This is a genomic window from Barnesiella sp. CU968 (assembly GCF_905219685.1).
In the GTDB taxonomy this organism is placed as follows: domain Bacteria; phylum Bacteroidota; class Bacteroidia; order Bacteroidales; family Muribaculaceae; genus Lepagella; species Lepagella muris_A.
In genome coordinates, this window is record NZ_CAJMXD010000016.1 from 1 (window position 1) to 18,580 (window position 18,580).

The 18,580-nt window shown below is 48.4% G+C and carries 14 protein-coding genes; 12 read left to right on the forward strand and 2 right to left on the reverse strand.

The annotated features are described in order from the left end of the window. Both JX312_RS01450 and JX312_RS01455 read right to left on the reverse strand, forming a co-directional pair. Positions 1-1,452, reverse strand: a 1,452-nt coding sequence (locus JX312_RS01450) for a hypothetical protein (protein WP_204456710.1), incomplete at its 3' end; no start/stop codon positions are given. An 85-nt stretch (positions 1,453-1,537) separates the two neighbouring features. Then, positions 1,538-3,880 (reverse strand): T9SS type A sorting domain-containing protein, encoded by a 2,343-nt coding sequence (locus JX312_RS01455; protein WP_204456712.1) that lies wholly within the window; start codon positions 3,878-3,880, stop codon positions 1,538-1,540. A gap of 553 nt (positions 3,881-4,433) precedes the next feature. On the opposite strand from JX312_RS01455, the gene JX312_RS01460 reads away from it, so the two are divergent. The 12 genes from JX312_RS01460 to neuC form a co-directional block, all read left to right on the forward strand. Next, positions 4,434-5,840, forward strand: coding sequence for a pseudouridine synthase (locus tag JX312_RS01460; RefSeq protein ID WP_123403774.1), 1,407 nt, complete (start codon positions 4,434-4,436; stop codon positions 5,838-5,840). Positions 5,841-5,851: 11 nt separating this feature from the next. Continuing rightward, positions 5,852-7,249: an asparagine--tRNA ligase gene (gene asnS, locus JX312_RS01465; RefSeq protein WP_204456713.1), complete on the forward strand. Its 1,398-nt coding sequence runs from the start codon at positions 5,852-5,854 to the stop codon at positions 7,247-7,249. Between the two features lie 41 nt (positions 7,250-7,290). Then, positions 7,291-8,565, forward strand: coding sequence for a DUF4105 domain-containing protein (locus JX312_RS01470; protein WP_204456715.1), 1,275 nt, complete (start codon positions 7,291-7,293; stop codon positions 8,563-8,565). After that, positions 8,453-10,048, forward strand: coding sequence for an alkaline phosphatase family protein (locus JX312_RS01475; RefSeq protein WP_164916541.1), 1,596 nt, complete (start codon positions 8,453-8,455; stop codon positions 10,046-10,048). Before JX312_RS01470 ends, JX312_RS01475 begins: the two co-directional genes overlap by 113 nt. A 69-nt stretch (positions 10,049-10,117) precedes the next feature. Beyond that, positions 10,118-13,495 (forward strand): preprotein translocase subunit SecA, encoded by a 3,378-nt coding sequence (secA, locus tag JX312_RS01480; RefSeq protein ID WP_239653766.1) that lies wholly within the window; start codon positions 10,118-10,120, stop codon positions 13,493-13,495. A gap of 3 nt (positions 13,496-13,498) precedes the next feature. Continuing rightward, complete coding sequence (locus JX312_RS01485) at positions 13,499-13,888, forward strand: DUF4339 domain-containing protein (protein ID WP_204456718.1); 390 nt, start codon at positions 13,499-13,501, stop codon at positions 13,886-13,888. Continuing rightward, positions 13,885-14,091, forward strand: coding sequence for a hypothetical protein (locus JX312_RS01490; RefSeq protein WP_204456720.1), 207 nt, complete (start codon positions 13,885-13,887; stop codon positions 14,089-14,091). Before JX312_RS01485 ends, JX312_RS01490 begins: the two co-directional genes overlap by 4 nt. A gap of 11 nt (positions 14,092-14,102) precedes the next feature. Continuing rightward, a complete protein-coding gene (locus tag JX312_RS01495) occupies positions 14,103-14,690 on the forward strand; it encodes a GYF domain-containing protein (RefSeq protein ID WP_204456722.1) in 588 nt (195 codons plus the stop codon). Between the two features lie 22 nt (positions 14,691-14,712). After that, a complete protein-coding gene (locus tag JX312_RS01500) occupies positions 14,713-15,876 on the forward strand; it encodes a LegC family aminotransferase (protein WP_239653765.1) in 1,164 nt (387 codons plus the stop codon). Between the two features lie 14 nt (positions 15,877-15,890). Further along, positions 15,891-16,520 (forward strand): acetyltransferase, encoded by a 630-nt coding sequence (locus JX312_RS01505; protein ID WP_204456723.1) that lies wholly within the window; start codon positions 15,891-15,893, stop codon positions 16,518-16,520. Positions 16,521-16,522: 2 nt separating this feature from the next. Beyond that, positions 16,523-17,533 (forward strand): N-acetylneuraminate synthase, encoded by a 1,011-nt coding sequence (gene neuB, locus JX312_RS01510; RefSeq protein ID WP_128707588.1) that lies wholly within the window; start codon positions 16,523-16,525, stop codon positions 17,531-17,533. A gap of 21 nt (positions 17,534-17,554) precedes the next feature. Beyond that, positions 17,555-18,580, forward strand: a 1,026-nt coding sequence (gene neuC, locus JX312_RS01515; RefSeq protein ID WP_204456725.1) for a UDP-N-acetylglucosamine 2-epimerase, incomplete at its 3' end; no start/stop codon positions are given.

Here is an 18,580-nt window from a genome sequence, read left to right on the forward strand (position 1 = left end):
TCCCACGGGTATATAATTCTCCGAGCCAAGACCGGGGAATGAAAGTCTTTCCGAGACGGCTTCGTTCTCGGCGAAGCATTTCGCTTCCTTCTCCGCTCCGTCAAAGAAAAATACAAGAGTGTTGTCGGTATTGACAGCTTTGGCGGCAAGGTATAAAGGGGTCTGGTCTGCCATCACTCCCGGTGAAGGCCATGTTGATGCATTGTCGCTTGAATTGCACAGGACAGCTTCATTGATCCAATATCCGGGTTTTGAACTCCAGAAAAATTGAGGCCGTTTCCCTGAAACACTGAATACATATTTTTTGGCTTCGCCCGCTTTTATTACTAAATTGCCGGCATTAGGAAATGATACATTTGAAGTCAGTTCTTCACCTTCTCCCAGATCAATCACTTCGTCTTCATTGAACGGTCCTTTTCTGATTATTATTCCTTCCGGATTCTTGAGATAAAGAGTCACAGGCACATCCGGATAGATTTTGGCTGTAGCTGTAAATTCGATTTGCGAGTCCTGTGTCACTGTAAGGCTGAATCCGCTGGCGGAGAAGTTTTCTGCCGGAGTTCCGTTTACCTTGATTGCACTTACCGTATAATCTTCATTGAAATTGAACTGTAGCACATCTCCTTCATCGACACTGAGTCTGTTGTTTAGCGCGGCAAGCTCATCAGGTTTAACGAACTTCCCGGTAGCTCTGTTGTATATGTCCTGTAGACAATTCTCGTTGTTGGTGAACTTTATGGAAACATCGCAAGCTGTTGGATCTTGTTCGAAAACCTGAACAATAACATTGTCTCCGTTTTTTACAGGAATTTCGTAACCGCCCCAAATCAAGTCCTGGCTTTCTCCATTTAGGGTTACTTTGAATATTTTCGTGGATCCGAGAGGAGAAAGGTTGAGGTATTTGTCATGGTCTGTGATCTTTATTTCTTGTTCACCCTTATGGAAACCGATTGCGGAGAATGTTGAAAAGACCTCTTCGCTTCCTCCGGATTTGTCGTTCTTGAACCATGCTTTGAATTTATCGGCGCCATTCTTGACGTTCAGTGTGAAACTGCCGGCGTCAGAAAGTTTCTTGGTGGTAATGGTATATACCGCGCCGTTAAGGAGTGAGCGTGTTGAAATATCGCAGAATTGTCCGTATTTTTCGTTTCCGCCAAGCTTCTTGTCACGGTCTATCTCTTGCTTAGTGTCAGCTTTTATATACTTTTCGTGTACGTTGAGGATTATATATCCGGGTGCGGGTTTTACGTAATATGAGTCCGGTTCTGTGCCTGTCCAGGAGGTCTTGTCCGCATCTATCGTCAATGATGGAGATGATACACCTCCCTGAATGATCTGCACGGCTCCCGGATTGTCCCAGTTGACTGTGAAGGAAAAATCTGCAGCTTTTGTTGAGAAAGACAACGCTGAAAGCAACAGCATACCCACGATGAATAGTCGAGATTGTTTCATAAAAAAGGTATTTAAAGATAAAAAGATAGCCTTGACCGGAGCTTGCGCTCCGGCTTAAACTCCGGTCAAGGTGTTGTAAGTGTAGTTATTGCATTTGAACCTTAAGCGTCTCGCCATTGGCAGTGACGATGTAGATTCCTGCGTCGAGATGTGAGATGTTCACGATGCCGTTTCCTTTGGCAACTTTCATTCCTCGGATATCGAAAACCTCAATTGAAGCTCCTTCGCATCTTATTGAAACTCCGTCGAAGGCTATAGAACCTTCATTTGTTGCGGAAGATGCGATTTCGTCTACAGAGCTATCTCCGTCTGAAGTAAAGGGCAATGCGTATATGTCCCAGGAATGGATATCTTTCGGCTTGTCGTATTTAGTGATGAAAAGCAACGGTTGCTCCGGATGGTTGTAAGTCATGACTTTTGCGAGTGCTCCGCGCTCGTCCGGACCATCCGTCAGGAATATGCGTCCTTTGGGGTAATCAGGATTGCTTGCCTGTCCGACCAATACTTCTTCAACTGCGCCTTCTCCGGCTATGCCTCGCTTCACGAGCATCATGTATTCGTTATATTTAGTGTTGTCTTTGTAGAAATAGTCCGGGTTAAGAGTGCTGTTGTCAATATATATCTGTGCGTAAAGTACGCCTGTGCCCATGTTGATTTCATCAGTACGGTCGTAAGAACCGTCCTTGTTTATCCAGATCACGCGCGCTATGTCATTATTGTCTTCGTCCTGAATGGGAAATCGGAGTTCGTTGGCATATTTATATGAATCTCCGTCTTTTACACGATCCATGTTGGATGTCAAGCTTTCGGGTTCCGTATCCGGGTCTATTTGATAGAGGTAATTAAGGTTTAAAACCTCTTTTAGCGACTTCATGTCAACGAAGTGGAATATATATTCACCCATTGAGTTGGTGCCGATGAACATTTCCTGCGGTTCGAAGCCTTCTATGTCGCTCATCCGGATGTGGCTTTCGCATTTTTCGAATATGGCGTTTTTTAAGGCACCGTTGTCGTCATACAGATAATACGAACGGATATAATTGTCATCCTGCCCCGCAACGTAGTCTTGCTTGGTTATGAAAAATGCAGCTTTGCCGTTGTCTGTGAAGTCTGTGAAATTCACATCGTCGCGATATCTGAAATCACCAGCCGAAAAATATGATGCTATGATGGTGTTTCCACCGAAGCTTTCAGATAAATATATAGGTATTTTAGTTGTCTGTGAGAGCTTGAAGCCTGTCCCGTCTTCATTCTCTTCGTATATTTCGATTACAAGTTTGTTGTTTTCCCTCATTGACATGTCGTCAATTGGCGAGTGATACGGATTATAGAATGTATCCTCGTAATATTGCTGAACGATATATGGTTTGTCGTTGTGTGACAGTGTCATTATGAAAGGGGTGCTCTGCATGTCTCCCGGGAGGCGGCATAACGGGAATTTCTTTGTCATGACCGGCTGTATCTCGGTTTCGCCGTCACGTACGCCGCGATATACGATCGCGTCAACTCCATATGCGCAATATTGTTCCCAGAATCCCGGGATATAAGAGGGTATATCGCTGCCTTCGTCTCCTCCGTCGGGGATTTCGATATCTTCGTCAGGTTCATAATCACCCATGAATGTCATATATGTCTTCTCTTTGCCGTTGCTGTCAATTTTGCTGTATACGTCGCCTAATTGCATCGGTATTTCATAAATGAGCTTGTTGTATGATTGTGTGTTCCCTTCAAAGTCCTTATCCTCTATGGTTTCTCCTCCAAGCTGGTAGACTTTGTTGTAATTGTTGTTTATATAATACGTGGTCTGAACGCTAATGCCCACTATTATCTCTATCTTTTCATCCCGGTTAAAGAAATTGCGTGTTATAATAGGAGTGATCTCGCATTTTGCCACGGCTACTTCCCTATGGTATGGACCATATAGCTCTATGTCCTCCGGTTTTGCAGTAGCTGGGTCGCGGGGAGCGTCTTCATATACTTTATATGACACCTTATCGCGGATTGTTCCCATGGGTTTCATCTGACTGTCATATATCTGAAATTCAAATTCTTGCATGACCGGACGGTCGTAATCCTCGCTAACATGGATGTAACTATATTTAAATGAGCCTGTATAGAACCAGGTCTCTCCCCATGGTGTCTCGATATTTTCAATCATCTCCTTCGGCCCGATAGAGGCAACGACGGGTTGTGAAATATGCGCATTTCGTCTGTTCCCTTTTTTGCCATCAAGGATTTCATTGGCAAGATTGATCTGTTGTGTCCGTTCGCTTTCGAAAGGTGAAGCTGCTTTATTTGCTTTGTAGACATAATTATCCAAGTCAAAATTTGCAGGATAATTGCTTCTTGCGTCTGCGTCGGAAGCGAACACTCCGATACTCAAGACCGGGAGTGTAAGTGAAAGAAATGTTTTAGTAAAAATTCCCATAAGTTTTAGTTTATTGTTAATTATTGGGTATCATTCTGAAGTTTATATGATAAGATGAACATCATGAAGAGTGTTGTTTTTACACTTTATTTGTCAGTTTTGCAAATGATTCGTGAAATTTATTTGCATACTGTCAATGTTTGTTGTCGTGGGTAAAGTTAGTAATAAAAAATCAAAATACCCCCCCCGTTTGTTAAATTATGTTAAATATACAAGTTTTATGCAATGGCTAATGTCTGACATCTGCGTTGCATTTGTCCTTGCACTCCATATTTATTCGAAAATGTTTGAAAATACGCGATTTCTTTTGACTTTTGGAGAAAAATGTCTATATTTGCGCGTTTATAAGATTGAACCCATTTAGGTCAATTGCAGTTGAATTATATAATTCGTTAACAATAAGCAAGTTTAAACTATATAATTTATTATACCGATTACTGAAAAACGATTGTCAATCAGGCGACTGCCGAAGGGGGAGATGCCCTAAGTGCTGAATTTTTTAACAAAGGAAGAAGCTAAAAAGTCTAAAAGACCGCGGATTGGAGTTCCCGGCATGAATGTATCTTCGTCGGAAAACGGGGAAAATGAGTCGCGCTACGAAAAAGTGAATTATCCTTCTGACAGCAATCGTCAGGGTTCTGACGGTCAGGAGCGTGAACAGCGCCCGTATCAGCAAAGAAACTATGGCTACAATCAGAACCGTCAGGGCGGTTACAACCGTCAGGAAGGTTACGGACGTCAGGGTGGCTACCAGCCGCGTAATCAAAATTATAACCAAGGTGGATACAACCGTCAGCCGGGCGGCTACAGCCAGAACCGCCAGCAAGGTGGATACGGACAGCCGCGTCAGGGCGGATATCAGCAGCAGAACGGTGAGAACAATTATCAGCAGCGTCCTTCAGGATATTCCCAGCCTCGCCAGCAGGGCGGTTATAACCAGAACCGTCAGCAGAACGGATACGGACAGCCTCGCCAGCAGGGGGGCTACAACCAGAACCGCCAGCAGGGAGGTTACGGTCAGCAGCGTCAGCAGGGAGGCTACAGCCAGAACCGTCAGCAGGGAGGTTACGGTCAGCAGCGTCAGCAGGGCGGTTACCGTCAGCAGAATAACCGTCAGCCGGGAGGCTACGGGCAGCCTCGTCAGCAGGGCTTCCGTCCAAATAACAACAGAAATAACCCGGGCATGAGGTTCATGCCGCGTCCAAAGCAGATTGATTATGTGCTTGAGGATATCGATCCGAATGAACAGGTCCGTCTCAACAAGTATATGGCTAATGCCGGAATATGCTCTCGTCGTGAGGCTGATGAGTATATCACAACAGGAAAGGTGAAGGTGAACGGCGAGGTCGTGACTGAACTCGGAACAAAAATCTCACGTAACGATGTCGTGGAATATGATGAGAAGGTGGTCACTCCGGAGCGCAAATGCTATGTGCTTCTAAATAAACCCAAGGATTGTGTGACAACAAGCGATGATCCCAACGGACGTACGACCGTTCTTGACCTTGTGAAAAACGCGTGTCAGGAGCGCATCTATCCAGTAGGACGTCTCGACCGCAACACAACAGGAGTCCTGCTCCTCACCAACGACGGAGACCTCGCTTCCAAACTCACGCATCCGAAATTCGTGAAGAAAAAGATTTATCATGTCTGGACAGACAAAGATATAGCGGAAGAGGATATGCAGCGCATAGCCGACGGCATAGAACTTGAAGACGGAGAAATCCATGCCGATGCCATCAGTTATGTGTCGGATACAGACCGAAACCAGGCTGGTATCGAAATTCACAGCGGACGCAACCGTATTGTGCGACGTATCTTCGAGAGTCTCGGCTATCGTGTCACGAAGCTTGACCGTGTTTATTTCGCAGGTCTTACCAAGAAAAATCTTCCTCGCGGCCGTTGGAGATATCTGACACAGGAAGAGGTGAACTATTTGCGCATGGGTGCCTTTGAATAATTGAATATATAATGAAAGATATAAGAAGAAAAACCGTCAGGGAACTCCTTTCCGAGCCTTCGAAATATGCAGGCTCGGAAGTGGACGTAAAAGGTTGGGTGCGTACGCGCCGAGGAAACAAGAACGTTCAGTTTGTAGCTCTTAACGACGGTTCTACCATCAATAGCCTGCAGATTGTGTTTGACCTTTCCAGGTTTTCCGAAGAAAGCCTCAAGACTGTTACCACAGGTTCGAGCATACATGTCCAGGGGCTTCTGGTCGAGAGTCAGGGAAAGGGTCAGACCGTTGAGGTTCAGGCGGAGGAGCTTGAGATTTATGGAACGGCGGATCCTGCGGAATATCCTTTGCAGAAGAAAGGTCATTCTCTTGAATTTCTGCGTGAGATAGCGCATCTTCGTCCGCGCACAAATACTTTTGGCGCAGTGTTGCGTATTCGTCATGCGCTCGCGTTCGCAATCCATAAATTCTTTAACGACAAAGGATTCTATTATTTTCACACGCCGCTGATCACAGAATCAGACTGTGAGGGAGCCGGAGCGATGTTTCAGGTGACGACTCTTCCGATGGAAGAGCTTCCCCGCACGGAAGATGGCAATGTCGATTACAGCCAGGATTTCTTCGGTGCGCCGACAAGCCTTACCGTTTCCGGTCAGCTTGAAGGCGAGCTGGGGGCAACGGCACTCGGTTGCATCTATACTTTCGGTCCCACGTTCCGTGCAGAGAATTCAAACACACCCCGTCATCTTTCGGAGTTCTGGATGATTGAGCCGGAAATGGCATTCTATGATGTCAATGACAACATGGATCTTGCCGAGGAATTTATCAAGTATTGCATCAACTATGCGCTTGACCACTGCAAGGATGACATTCAGTTCCTCAACGACCATTTCGACAAAGAGCTGATCGACCGTCTGAAATTTGTTGTCGAGAATGACTTTGTACGTCTTCCTTATACAGAGGGTGTGAAAATCCTTGAGGAAAGCGGTGAGAAATTCGAATTCCCTGTTTACTGGGGTGCGGATCTTGCTTCCGAGCATGAGCGTTATCTTGTGGAGAAGCATTTCAAACGTCCGGTCATGCTTACCGATTATCCCAAGGAAATCAAGGCGTTCTACATGAAACTCAATGAAGACGGCAAAACCGTGAGAGGCATGGATGTCCTTTTCCCGCAGATCGGTGAGATAATCGGCGGTTCGCAACGTGAGGAGAATTATGATGTTCTCTGCTCGCGCATGGAGGAACTCGGCATGGCAGACATGCCCTGGTATATGGACACACGCAAGTTCGGCACCGTGCCGCACTCCGGTTTCGGTCTCGGGTTTGAACGTCTGGTTCTTTTTGTTACAGGAATGCAGAATATCCGTGATGTGATTCCATTTCCACGTTATCCGAAAAACTGCAATTTCTAAAATCATTGCAATTTAAATTGAAAGCGAGGATAATCACAATAATGACATTGATTCTTTTCGGGTTTACTCTCTTCGGGGAGGAAATCCGAAAAGACTCTATTATTGTGAGTCTTATAACCTGCTCTCCCGGTTCGGAAATTTATGAGCTCTGTGGTCATGAGGCGGTACGTGTGCGCGGCATACTTCACGGTCAGCCTGTAGATTCCATATGGAATTACGGAGTGTTTGATTTCACAGAACCCAATTTTATTTATCGGTTTGTCAAAGGAGAAACCGACTACCGTCTTGCGGGTTATCCGTTTTATTGGTTTCTGCCTGAATATCAGGAAGCAGGCAGAACGGTGACGGAGCAAGACCTAAACCTCTCCCAGACGGAAGCATCGCGTTTCCTGAATATTCTCAGGGAAGAGGCTAAACCCGAAAACTGCAAGTATCGTTATAACTACGTCAAAGACAACTGCGCCACCCGCATTGTCTGGCGACTCGATTCCGCTGTTGATTCCAGAATTATATATCCTGATGATGTCAGATACGGCACATTCAGAGAAGAGATGCGAGCCTATCATCATAACTACCCATGGTATCAGTTTGGCATAGATCTCGCACTCGGAGGCGGTCTTGACCGTCCTGTCAGAGGGCGTGACGAGATGTTCGTTCCGATGGAGATGATGGAAAAGGCAGGTGCCGCCCATTTCGCGGATGGTCGCCCGCTGGTGAAAGAAAGCAGGGTGATTCTTGAGAAGCGGGGAGAGCCTGTTCTTCCTCCGACTCCATGGTATATGACACCTATGGCTTTCGGTGTGGCATTTCTGTCGCTCTCGCTGCTGGCGTGCGGCTGGCAGCTATGGAAAAAGAAAGTATTATCTGTATTTTATACGATTTGGTTCGGAATTTGCGGTATTGCAGGGTGTGTGGTGTTTTTGCTTGTGTTTTTTTCGGAACACGAGGCGACATCTCCCAATCTTCTTCTCATCTGGCTCAATCCGCTGCAGCTTTTGATGGCGGTATGCGTGTTAGGTCGAAAATTACGCTACGGAGCACTTGCTCTTGCGTGGTATAATATTATAGCGGTAGGCAGCCTTCTGATTGTATGGCCATTCCAGATACAGAGCGCCAGTCCGGCGGTTTTTCCGATGATGGGTGCCACAGTTGTGCTTGCAATAGCATATGCGCTTGTCATTATGCGAAAAGGTAAATTTAACAATGAAAAGAATATTATCAACAGTGCTGTGCGGTCTTGCCACAATGAACGTGGCGGTTCAGGCAGCCCACGACGAGGGGGAGCGCCCAAGACTCGTGGTGGGAATTGTCGTTGATCAGCTCCGCACTGATTACATAGAGTTTCTGCAGTCATACTTCACAGACCGTGGTTTCAAGCGGCTGATGAAGGATGGCGCTTATATACGCGACATCGATTTCAAGGTGAAGGGACTTGATGCCGCCACAGCCACCGCAATGCTCTATACCGGAGCATATCCGGCAAATACCGGTGTGGCTTCCGAATCCGTGTATGATCCTGTCACCAGGAAGATGCAGCCTGCGCTCCTGGATTCCAAGACTTTGGGGAATTTCACCAACGACTCTTATTCTCCGGAGAATCTGCGCCTTTCCACACTCAGTGACGAGCTTGCCGTAGACGGTCTTGCTCTTTCGTCGATCTATTCGTTTGCCGCTGATCCTCAGCTTGCGGTCATAATGACCGGCCATGCAGGCACCGGGGCATGCTGGATCAATGAAAACACCGGAAACTGGGCGACTACTACCTATTACAAGAATCTCCCCGCGCCAGTCAGCGCACGCAACTATTCATATTCCGTAGCATCGCGAATCGACACGATGCAGTGGAAGCCCTCTATTCCGATTGAAAAATTCCCCGGACTTCCGCAGCAGAAAAAGATATATCCGTTCCGACACATGTTCCCTCGTTCCGACAAGGAGGTTTACCGCCGTTTCAGCGCGTCGCCTGTCGGAAACGCGGAGGTTACGGACGTTGCCATAGAATGTCTGAAGCAGATGAAGATCGGCAGCAACGGCAATGCGGTCGATATGATCAATGTCGGATATACGCTGGCACCATACAAATATGTTTCCGATGGTGATTTCCGTGCCGAACTTACAGACGCTTATCTGAGGCTTGACAGCCAGCTCGGCAGATTGTTCGAGGCTATCGACAAATATGTGGGTGCCGGAAATGCGGTAATATGGCTTTCATCTACCGGTTATTATGACGATGCCGTGATAGATGACAAGAAATACAGGATTCCGACCGGAGAGTTCTCGATGAAAAGGGCGGAATCGCTGCTAAATTCATACCTTTCCGCCCTTCACGGCAATGCTGATTATGTGGTCGCATTCAGGGGTAGCCATCTCTATCTTGACCATAGTCTTTTAGAGGAAAAAAAACTTGATGTCAGTGACGTTGTGGCAGATGCGAGAAGTTTTCTCGCCAGAATGAGCGGTGTGTCGGATGCTTTCACTTTATATGACATACTTTCTCCCCGCACTCCCGAACAGGAACGTCTCCGACTCTCTGTAGACCCTAAGAAGGGGGGCGACATATTTGTGACATTCAATCCCGGCTGGGCTGTTGTGGATGATCTGGATTATCCGGTCACGTCGCATCCTGTCAGGGAAACTCCTGTGCTTACACCGGCATTTATCGTAGCTCCGGGAATAGTGCCACAGAAAATATCGCTTCCTGTAGATGCCACAGCTCTGGCACCGACAGTAAGCAGCATACTCCGGATCCGCTCTCCGAACGGGGCGGTATCAAAACCTCTTCTTCTCGAAAGGCACTGACGAGTGTGTGACAAGATAAATATGCAGCCTCTTGGCTGAATGATATTAAACAGAAAAAAATTAAACATCATAATGATATCTAAATTATTACATAAAATTTTTGGCGACCAGTCGGAGCGTGCGGTCCGTCCGCTCTGGCAGCGTCTTGAGAAAGAGATCAATCCCATAAGCGCACAGATCACGGAGATTTCAAACGACGAGCTTAGAGGACGTATCAATGCTATCCGTGACCGCATACGAGGTGGTGCGCAGGAATATAAAGATCAGATGGCTGCCGTTCGCGCAGAAATCGAGACTCTTGATTACGACAAGCGCGAGCCGCTGTGGAAGAAAATAGATGATCTCCGCGAAGGGATGTTCGACAATTATGCGAAAGAACTTGACGCGGCATTGCCGGAGGTTTTCGCGGTTGTCAAGGAGACGGCACGCCGTTTCAAGGAGAATGACACCATCGAGGTTACAGCCTCTCAGGCAGACCGGGAGCTTGCCGCAGCCGGCAAGGACTTCGTGACAATAGACGGAGACAAGGCTATCTATAAGAACGAATGGATGGCTGGCGGTAATCTCATGAAGTGGGATANGATGCATTATGATGTGCAGCTTATCGGAGGTATGGTGCTCCACGGTTTGATGAACAATGGAAAGGTAACCAACAATATCGCGGAGATGGCTACAGGTGAGGGAAAGACCCTTGTGGCTACCTTGCCGGTGTTCCTGAATGCACTTACGGGAGAGGGTGTGCACGTGGTTACCGTTAACGATTACCTTGCGAAACGAGACTCGGAATGGATGGGACCGTTGTATCAGTTCCATGGACTGACTGTGGACTGCATCGACAAAACGCAGCCCAACTCCGAAGAGCGCCGTAACGCATATCGTTGCGACATAACGTTCGGAACCAACAACGAATTCGGTTTCGACTATCTCCGCGACAATATGGCTGTGCAGACTGAAGACCTCGTTCAGCGTGACGAACATTATTACGCGATTGTCGATGAGGTTGACTCGGTTCTTATAGACGACGCAAGAACTCCGCTTATCATCTCCGGTCCGGTGCCCAAAGGTGACGACCAGATGTTCAACGACTTCAAGCCCAACGTGGAGAAGGTCGTGAACGCCCAGCGCAAACTTGCCCAGAATCTCCTTCTCGATGCCAAGGACAAGATTGCCAAAGGTGAGACGGAAGAAGGCGGACTCGCGCTCTTCCGTGTTTACAAGGCTCTCCCGAAACATGGCCCGTTGATCCGCTTCCTGAGTGAGGATGGAATCAAGCAGCTTATGCTCAAGGTCGAGGCTAAATATATGCAGGACAACAACCGCGAGATGCCGAAGGCGGTTGAACCGCTCTTCTTTGTGATAGATGAGAAAAACCATTCCATTGAGCTTACCGACAAGGGTATAGAAGTGCTTACAGGCACGACCCAGGATCCGGAGTTCTTCATTCTTCCCGATATTGCCGCCCAGTTGTCGGCGGTTGAGAACGAAGACCTGACCGCCGATGAAAAGCGTGAGAAAAAAGATCAGCTTCTTCAGAATTATGCAATCAAGGCGGAGCGTGTGCATACCGTCAACCAGCTTCTCAAGGCATACACTCTCTTTGACAAGGATGTGGAATATGTGATCGATGACAATAAGATCAAGATCGTTGACGAGCAGACCGGACGTATCATGGAGGGACGCCGTTATTCCGACGGACTTCATCAGGCAATCGAGGCTAAGGAGGGTGTGAAGGTTGAGGCAGCAACTCAGACTTACGCTACAATCACATTGCAGAACTATTTCCGTATGTATCGTAAACTTGCCGGTATGACAGGTACCGCGATGACCGAGGCTGGAGAATTCTATGACATCTACAAGCTCGATGTGATTGAGATTCCTACCAACCGTCCTGTCATCCGCGATGATATGAACGACCGTGTATACCGCACGAAGAAGGAGAAGTACGCGGCTGTCATTCAGGAAGTGGAAGACATGGTAAACGCAGGTCGTCCGGTGCTTGTCGGAACCACCTCTGTAGAAATTTCCGAACTTCTTTCAAAGATGCTGAAACTGCGTAAGATCCCTCACCAGGTGCTGAATGCCAAGCTGCACCAGAAAGAGGCTGATATCGTCGCACAGGCTGGTCAGAAAGGTACTGTCACTATCGCGACCAATATGGCGGGTCGTGGCACGGACATCAAACTCTCCGACGAGGTCAAAGCAGCAGGCGGTCTTGCCATCATCGGCACGGAACGTCATGAGTCTCGTCGTGTGGACCGTCAGCTCAGAGGTCGAGCCGGTCGTCAGGGAGACCCGGGCAGTTCTGTGTTCTTCGTGTCGTTTGAAGACACAGTCATGCGTCTTTTCGCCAATGACCGCGTTGTCAAGATGCTTGACCGTCTTGGCTTCAAGGAGGGAGAGATGATTGAAAACAGCATGGTCACCAAATCCATAGAGAACGCTCAGAAACGTGTCGAGGAAAACAACTTCGGCATCCGTAAACGTCTTGTGGAATATGACGACATCATGAATGCCCAGAGAAAGGGAGTGTACGGTCGCCGTCAGAACGCGCTCAAAGGTGAACGTATAGGTACGGACATCGCTAATATGGTCTATGAACTTGCCGGTGAACTCGCAAACCGCAAGTATTCAAGCTACGATGAATTCACAGAGGATGTGAACAAGTCTCTTGCAATCGAGGCTCCGGTCAGCGAGACGGAATTCAGCAAAATCGACTCGCGTGATCTGACTGACCGCCTTGCCGAAGAGGCGATGAATACATTCGCACGCAACAAGGAGAAGATGGCTAATACCGCTGCTCCGTATATCAAGGAGTTTGTAGAGGAACGTGGCGCGCAGGGTATGATAGGCGTGCCTGTGACCGATGGTCGTCGCATGTTCAATATCCGTGCGGATATAGGAGATTGCTATGCCGACGGGTGCAAATCTCTTACCAAAGCGTGGGAAAAGACAGTTCTGTTGTCTTCGATAGACAAGGCATGGCAGGAGCAGCTCCGCGAAATGGATGAGCTTCGCAAATCAGTTCAGAATGCCTCTTATGAGCAGAAAGACCCGCTTGTGATCTACAAGATCGAGGCGTTCGAACTTTGGAAGAAGATGCTTTATGATATGAACTCCAAGTCAGTTGCCACTCTTATGAGGGGCAGGCTTGCGGTAGTGGATTACGAAGAAGCAAAAGAAGCCGAGGCAAAAGCTGCCGAAGCGCGTGCGATGCAGGAGCAGGCGACGCAGGCTCAGGCGCGTTCTTCATACAATCCGTATGCAAACTACAGCACCACACGCGATGCATACCCCGGGGAGAGCGCACAGCGTCAGGCTGCAGCAAGCGTGAACCGTCCCGCTCCCGCGCAGCAACCGGTCAAGGCAGGTCCCAAAATCGGCCGTAATGATCCCTGTCCTTGCGGCTCTGGCAAAAAATACAAGAACTGTCACGGTAAAAACATGTAGAATATGGAATATTTTGTAATAATAAATGGTGTTCAGTCCGGTCCGCTTTCAAAGGACCGGCTGATGACTGCCGGCATACAGCCTGATTCCTATGTGTGGCGTCAGGGACTTGCCGACTGGGTGAAGGCTGATACTCTTCCCGAACTTGCCGACATATTTATGGGGGATTCCGCTTTTGGCGGATATGCGCGTCCCGAGGAGTCGCTTGATCCATATGCAAGCCGGGCTCACCGTATGCCGCAGCCCCCTTATGGCGGTAATGGTTATGGCAACACACCTCCGGATCCGTACACCGTGTATGGTCGTGCCAACGAACCGATACCTCACACCAACTGGCTGCCCTGGGCAATTGTAGGCACAATCTTCGGTGCTCTTTTCTCTTGTATGGAATGATTTTCGGTATAATAGGCATAACGAAAGCTAATGCCGCCAACAAGTTCTATAACGAAGGATTCGGGGAGAACGGCGACATGAGCAATTCCTCGGCACGCACAATGACTATCATCGCTCTTGTGCTCGGCGGCATCGGTTTTCTCCTTACTGTCACCGGTACGACCAGTATGCTTATAAACCAGATTGCCGGTTTGGGTAATTGACAGCAGACAGGATGGCTCTTTATTTCGCAATGATCGACGGCGAGCGCCGGGGACCGTTCACACTTGATGCCCTCCATGAGGCGGGAGTCACACCCGACACGTATGTGTGGTCCAAAGGAATGTCTGACTGGGAACAGGCAGCCGATGTGGCGGATATCTGCAGGTATTACAGGCAGAGAATCTTCGATAAGCTGCATCCTGTGCCGATAGTGGCAGAGCAACCGGCTGTGCCTGAGGCTGAGGAGACTCGGGAAGCCGGAGACGGAGGCTATCCTTTCCCGATGCCTCAGGATGACCCGGAGGAGATTGATCATGCGCCGGTGTCTCTGCTGACTGTGTCGATACTATTGACATTGCTGTGTTTCCCTCCGACCGGATTTGTCGCGATATATTATTCTGTAATGTCGCGTAAGGCATGGGATCTGTATCTGCGCGGTGAATCCAGGCAGGGAAAGGATTTATATACGGCTGATGAAAAAATGGGGTACCGCCGTGCGGCTCACGATTGTGCGCGAAATGCCAAAATGTGGGTTGGAATAACATTCTTTCTCGGGATGATATTGTATGCGTTTCTTGTAAACATGAACAGCAGCTTTTAAATCAAGTACTTGACGATTACCTATGGAATATGAATTGATTCTCCGTATGATAAGAGACAGGTTCGGTGCCGGAGAGGGGGATTTTGTGCCTCTACATGCACCGACGTTCTCGGGAAATGAAAAGAAATACCTTGACGAATGCATCGACTCGACATTTGTGTCGAGTGTCGGTGCGTTCGTTGACCGTTTTGAGAGGGACATTGCCGAATATACTGGTGCACGCAGGGCGGTGGTATGTGTCAGCGGAACCAACGCCCTTCACATGGCACTGATGCTTGCCAGTGTCGAAAGAGATGACGAGGTGCTCACTCAATCTCTGTCGTTTATAGCCACGTGCAATGCCATATCCTACATAGGGGCGCATCCTGTCTTCATAGATGTGGATTATGACACTATGGGGCTTTCTCCGGCTGCTCTCAGGGAATGGCTTGAAAAACATACGGTTAAAGATGCCGGTAATGTTTTGAGGAACAAGTCTACAGGACGTAGGGTGAAGAGTGTCGTGCCTATGCATACATTCGGGCATCCATGCCGGATTGACGAGATAGCATCGATATGCGATGAGTATTGCCTTGAACTTGTGGAGGATGCTGCAGAAAGCATTGGTTCCTTTTATAAAGGGAAGCATACGGGCACTTTCGGAAGAATAGGTGCGATCAGTTTCAACGGAAATAAGACAATAACTACCGGAGGTGGCGGAATGCTTCTTTTCAATGACGAGAAACTCGCCGACCTCGCCAAACATCTGACCACTCAGGCGAAAGTTCCGTCGCGGTGGGAATTCATACATGACCATATAGGTTATAACTACCGTATGCCCAACATCAATGCCGCTCTCGGGTGTGCACAGCTGGAGGAAATTTCAGGTTTTCTTGCCTCGAAAAGAAAGACTGCCGAAATATACAGGGAATTTTTCGCATCGGAACCCGGAGGAATAAAGTTTATGGCGGAACCGACAGAGTCGGTGTCAAATTATTGGCTCAACGCGATTGCGTTTCCCACTCGCGAGGAACGCGACCGTTTCCTGCAATACAGTAACGACCACGGTGTGATGACTCGCCCGATATGGGAGCTGATGTGGCATCTGCCGATGTTTGAGCACTGTGAGCGCGATTCGCAGACCAATACCGTCTTGCTTGCAGACACAATAGTGAATCTGCCGTCATCGGTCAAGCTTGAATCATAAAAGCCGGATTGCAGATGGAGAAAGAGCTGATACTGATAGGCGGCGGAGGACATTGCCGCTCTGTGATAGAGGCTGTGGAAAGCTGTGGCAGAAAGATTCGAGGAATATTGGATTTGCCGGAACTTATTGGAACCGAAGTGTCAGGTTATCCTGTCATAGGCTCTGACGATGATATATCCGGGTTTGTGGATGATTGTGAATTTATTGTCACTATCGGATCAATAGAAAATTCCGTTCCACGCCAGAAACTGCATCGCCGGGTAAAGGATGCCGGTGGAACACTTGCCACTGTTGTGGCGTCTACCGCTTTTCTGTCACCTCGTGCAAGCATTGGAGCGGGAACCGTACTGTTGCATCAGTCAGTAGTAAACTCGGCGGCGAAGGTAGGTGAGAGCGTCATAGTCAATACCGGAGCCATAATCGAGCACGATGCATCGGTAGGAGATCTGACGCATGTCTCGACAGGTGCGAAAGTCAACGGGGCATGCAGCGTGGGAGCACGTTGTTTTGTAGGAAGCGGCGCCGTAATGGTGCAGGGGACTTCCATATGCGATGACGTCTTTCTCGGAGCCGGTTCTCTGCTTGCCAAAGACGCGGTTCTCTCTGGAACATATGTCGGATTTCCGGCAAGAAAACTCAAGTGATTATGATACGTATTATAGCAGAAGCGGGAGTGAATCACAACGGTTCGCTTGAAATGGCGAAATCTCTTGTAGATGCCGCTGCGGATGCCGGTGCGGATTTTGTCAAATTTCAGACATTCAAGGCTGAAAAGCTCGTGACCGCAGATGCCGGGAAGGCGGAATACCAGAAAAAGAATATGAACGGCTCCGATTCCTCGCAATTGCAGATGCTGAAAAATCTTGAGCTTAGCGAGGACGATCATCGGGAACTTATGGATTATTGCGAGAGGAAAGGAATCAGATTCCTGTCGACACCTTTTGATCTTGACAGCGTTGATTTTCTGCATTCGCTCGGTCTGAAAATCTGGAAAATTCCCTCAGGCGAGATAACCAACTATCCTTATCTGCGTAAGATAGCGGGATATAATGAGGAGGTCGTGATGTCTACCGGAATGTGTGAAGTTTCTGATGTCGCAGCGGCAATGAATGCCCTGGCTGAGAATGGCCAGGATCTTGCCAAGGTGACGCTCCTTCACTGCAACACCCAGTATCCCACACCTATGGCAGACGTGAATCTGCGGGCGATGCTCTCCTTGCGTGACTTCTCGGAGAAAGTGGGTTTCTCCGATCATACTGTCGGAATAGAAATTCCGGTTGCGGCTGCCGCTCTTGGCGCAACGGTGATTGAAAAGCATTTCACACTTTCCCGCGACCTTCCGGGACCCGATCACCGGGCATCGCTTGAACCTATGGAACTTAAGGCAATGGTCGCGGCGATAAGGAATGTAGAGACAGCTCTCGGTGACGGACGCAAGCGAGTGTCTCCTTCGGAGTCTGCGAATGTTGCAGTGGCTCGTAAAAGCATTGTCGCTTCCTGCAATATAAAGAGAGGAGAGGTGCTGACAGAAAACAATATGACGGCAAAGCGCCCCGGACATGGCATTTCACCGATGAGATGGCGGGAGGTCGAAGGCACCCGTGCAATCCGTGATTTCAATCCCGACGAAATGATTGAAATCGATGATATTCTCTAATATATAAACACCTTATTGAAATTGCGTAAGATTTGTGTCGTTACCGGAACCCGTGCCGAATATGGAATCCTCAGCGGATTAATGAAAAGGCTTAAGGATACAGATGGCGTGTGCCTTCAGATTGTTGCCACCAACATGCATCTGTCGGCTGCCTATGGCATGACTGTGAATGAAATTATAGAAGACGGTTTTGATGTTGATGTCAGGATTCCATTGCCGCTTGATGATGATTCCCATTGCGGCACTGTCAAGGCAATGAGTGTTGCCATGTCTGGATTCGCAGATGCCTTCTTCCGTTTGGCTCCCGATCTTGTGTTGATACTTGGAGACCGTTACGAGATATTGGCGGCGGCTTCCGCCGCTATGATATTCGGCATACCTGTGGCTCACCTTCACGGAGGGGAAATCACGGAAGGCGCTTATGACGATTCAATCAGGCATGCCATAACAAAACTTTCGACATTTCATTTTACTTCCACTGAGGAGTATCGCCGGAGGGTGATTCAGATGGGGGAAGAACCGGAGAGAGTATTCAATGCCGGAAGCCCTGCCGTGGATGCTATCACTCATTTTACGCCTATGACGAGGGTTGAATTGGAGAATAGCCTCGGTGTGTCTCTTGCCGAAGAATTTGTTGTCGTCACTTTTCATCCCGTCACCATGCAGCCTGGAGAGGCGTCGTTGCAGACAACGGCTTTGTTGGAAGCCTTGGAAACGGTTGTATTGAAAGATGCAGAGGAGGGTGTCGTGAGTGTCTTGTTTACTATGCCCAATTCAGACACGGAAGGCAGGACGGTGGCATCACTTGTCGGGGATTGGTGCGGGGAAAGTGTCGGACGAGCCATTGCAGTCAAGTCATTGGGACGTGACCGGTACTATTCCGCATTGGCGCATGCTGCAGCAGTTATTGGCAATTCATCGAGCGGAATAATAGAGGCTCCATCGTTCGGGATTCCGACTCTTGATATAGGTGACCGGCAGAAAGGGCGCACAAGGGGTAATACGGTCATTGGATGCGTTCCGGAGAGGGATGGCATCATTTCAGGT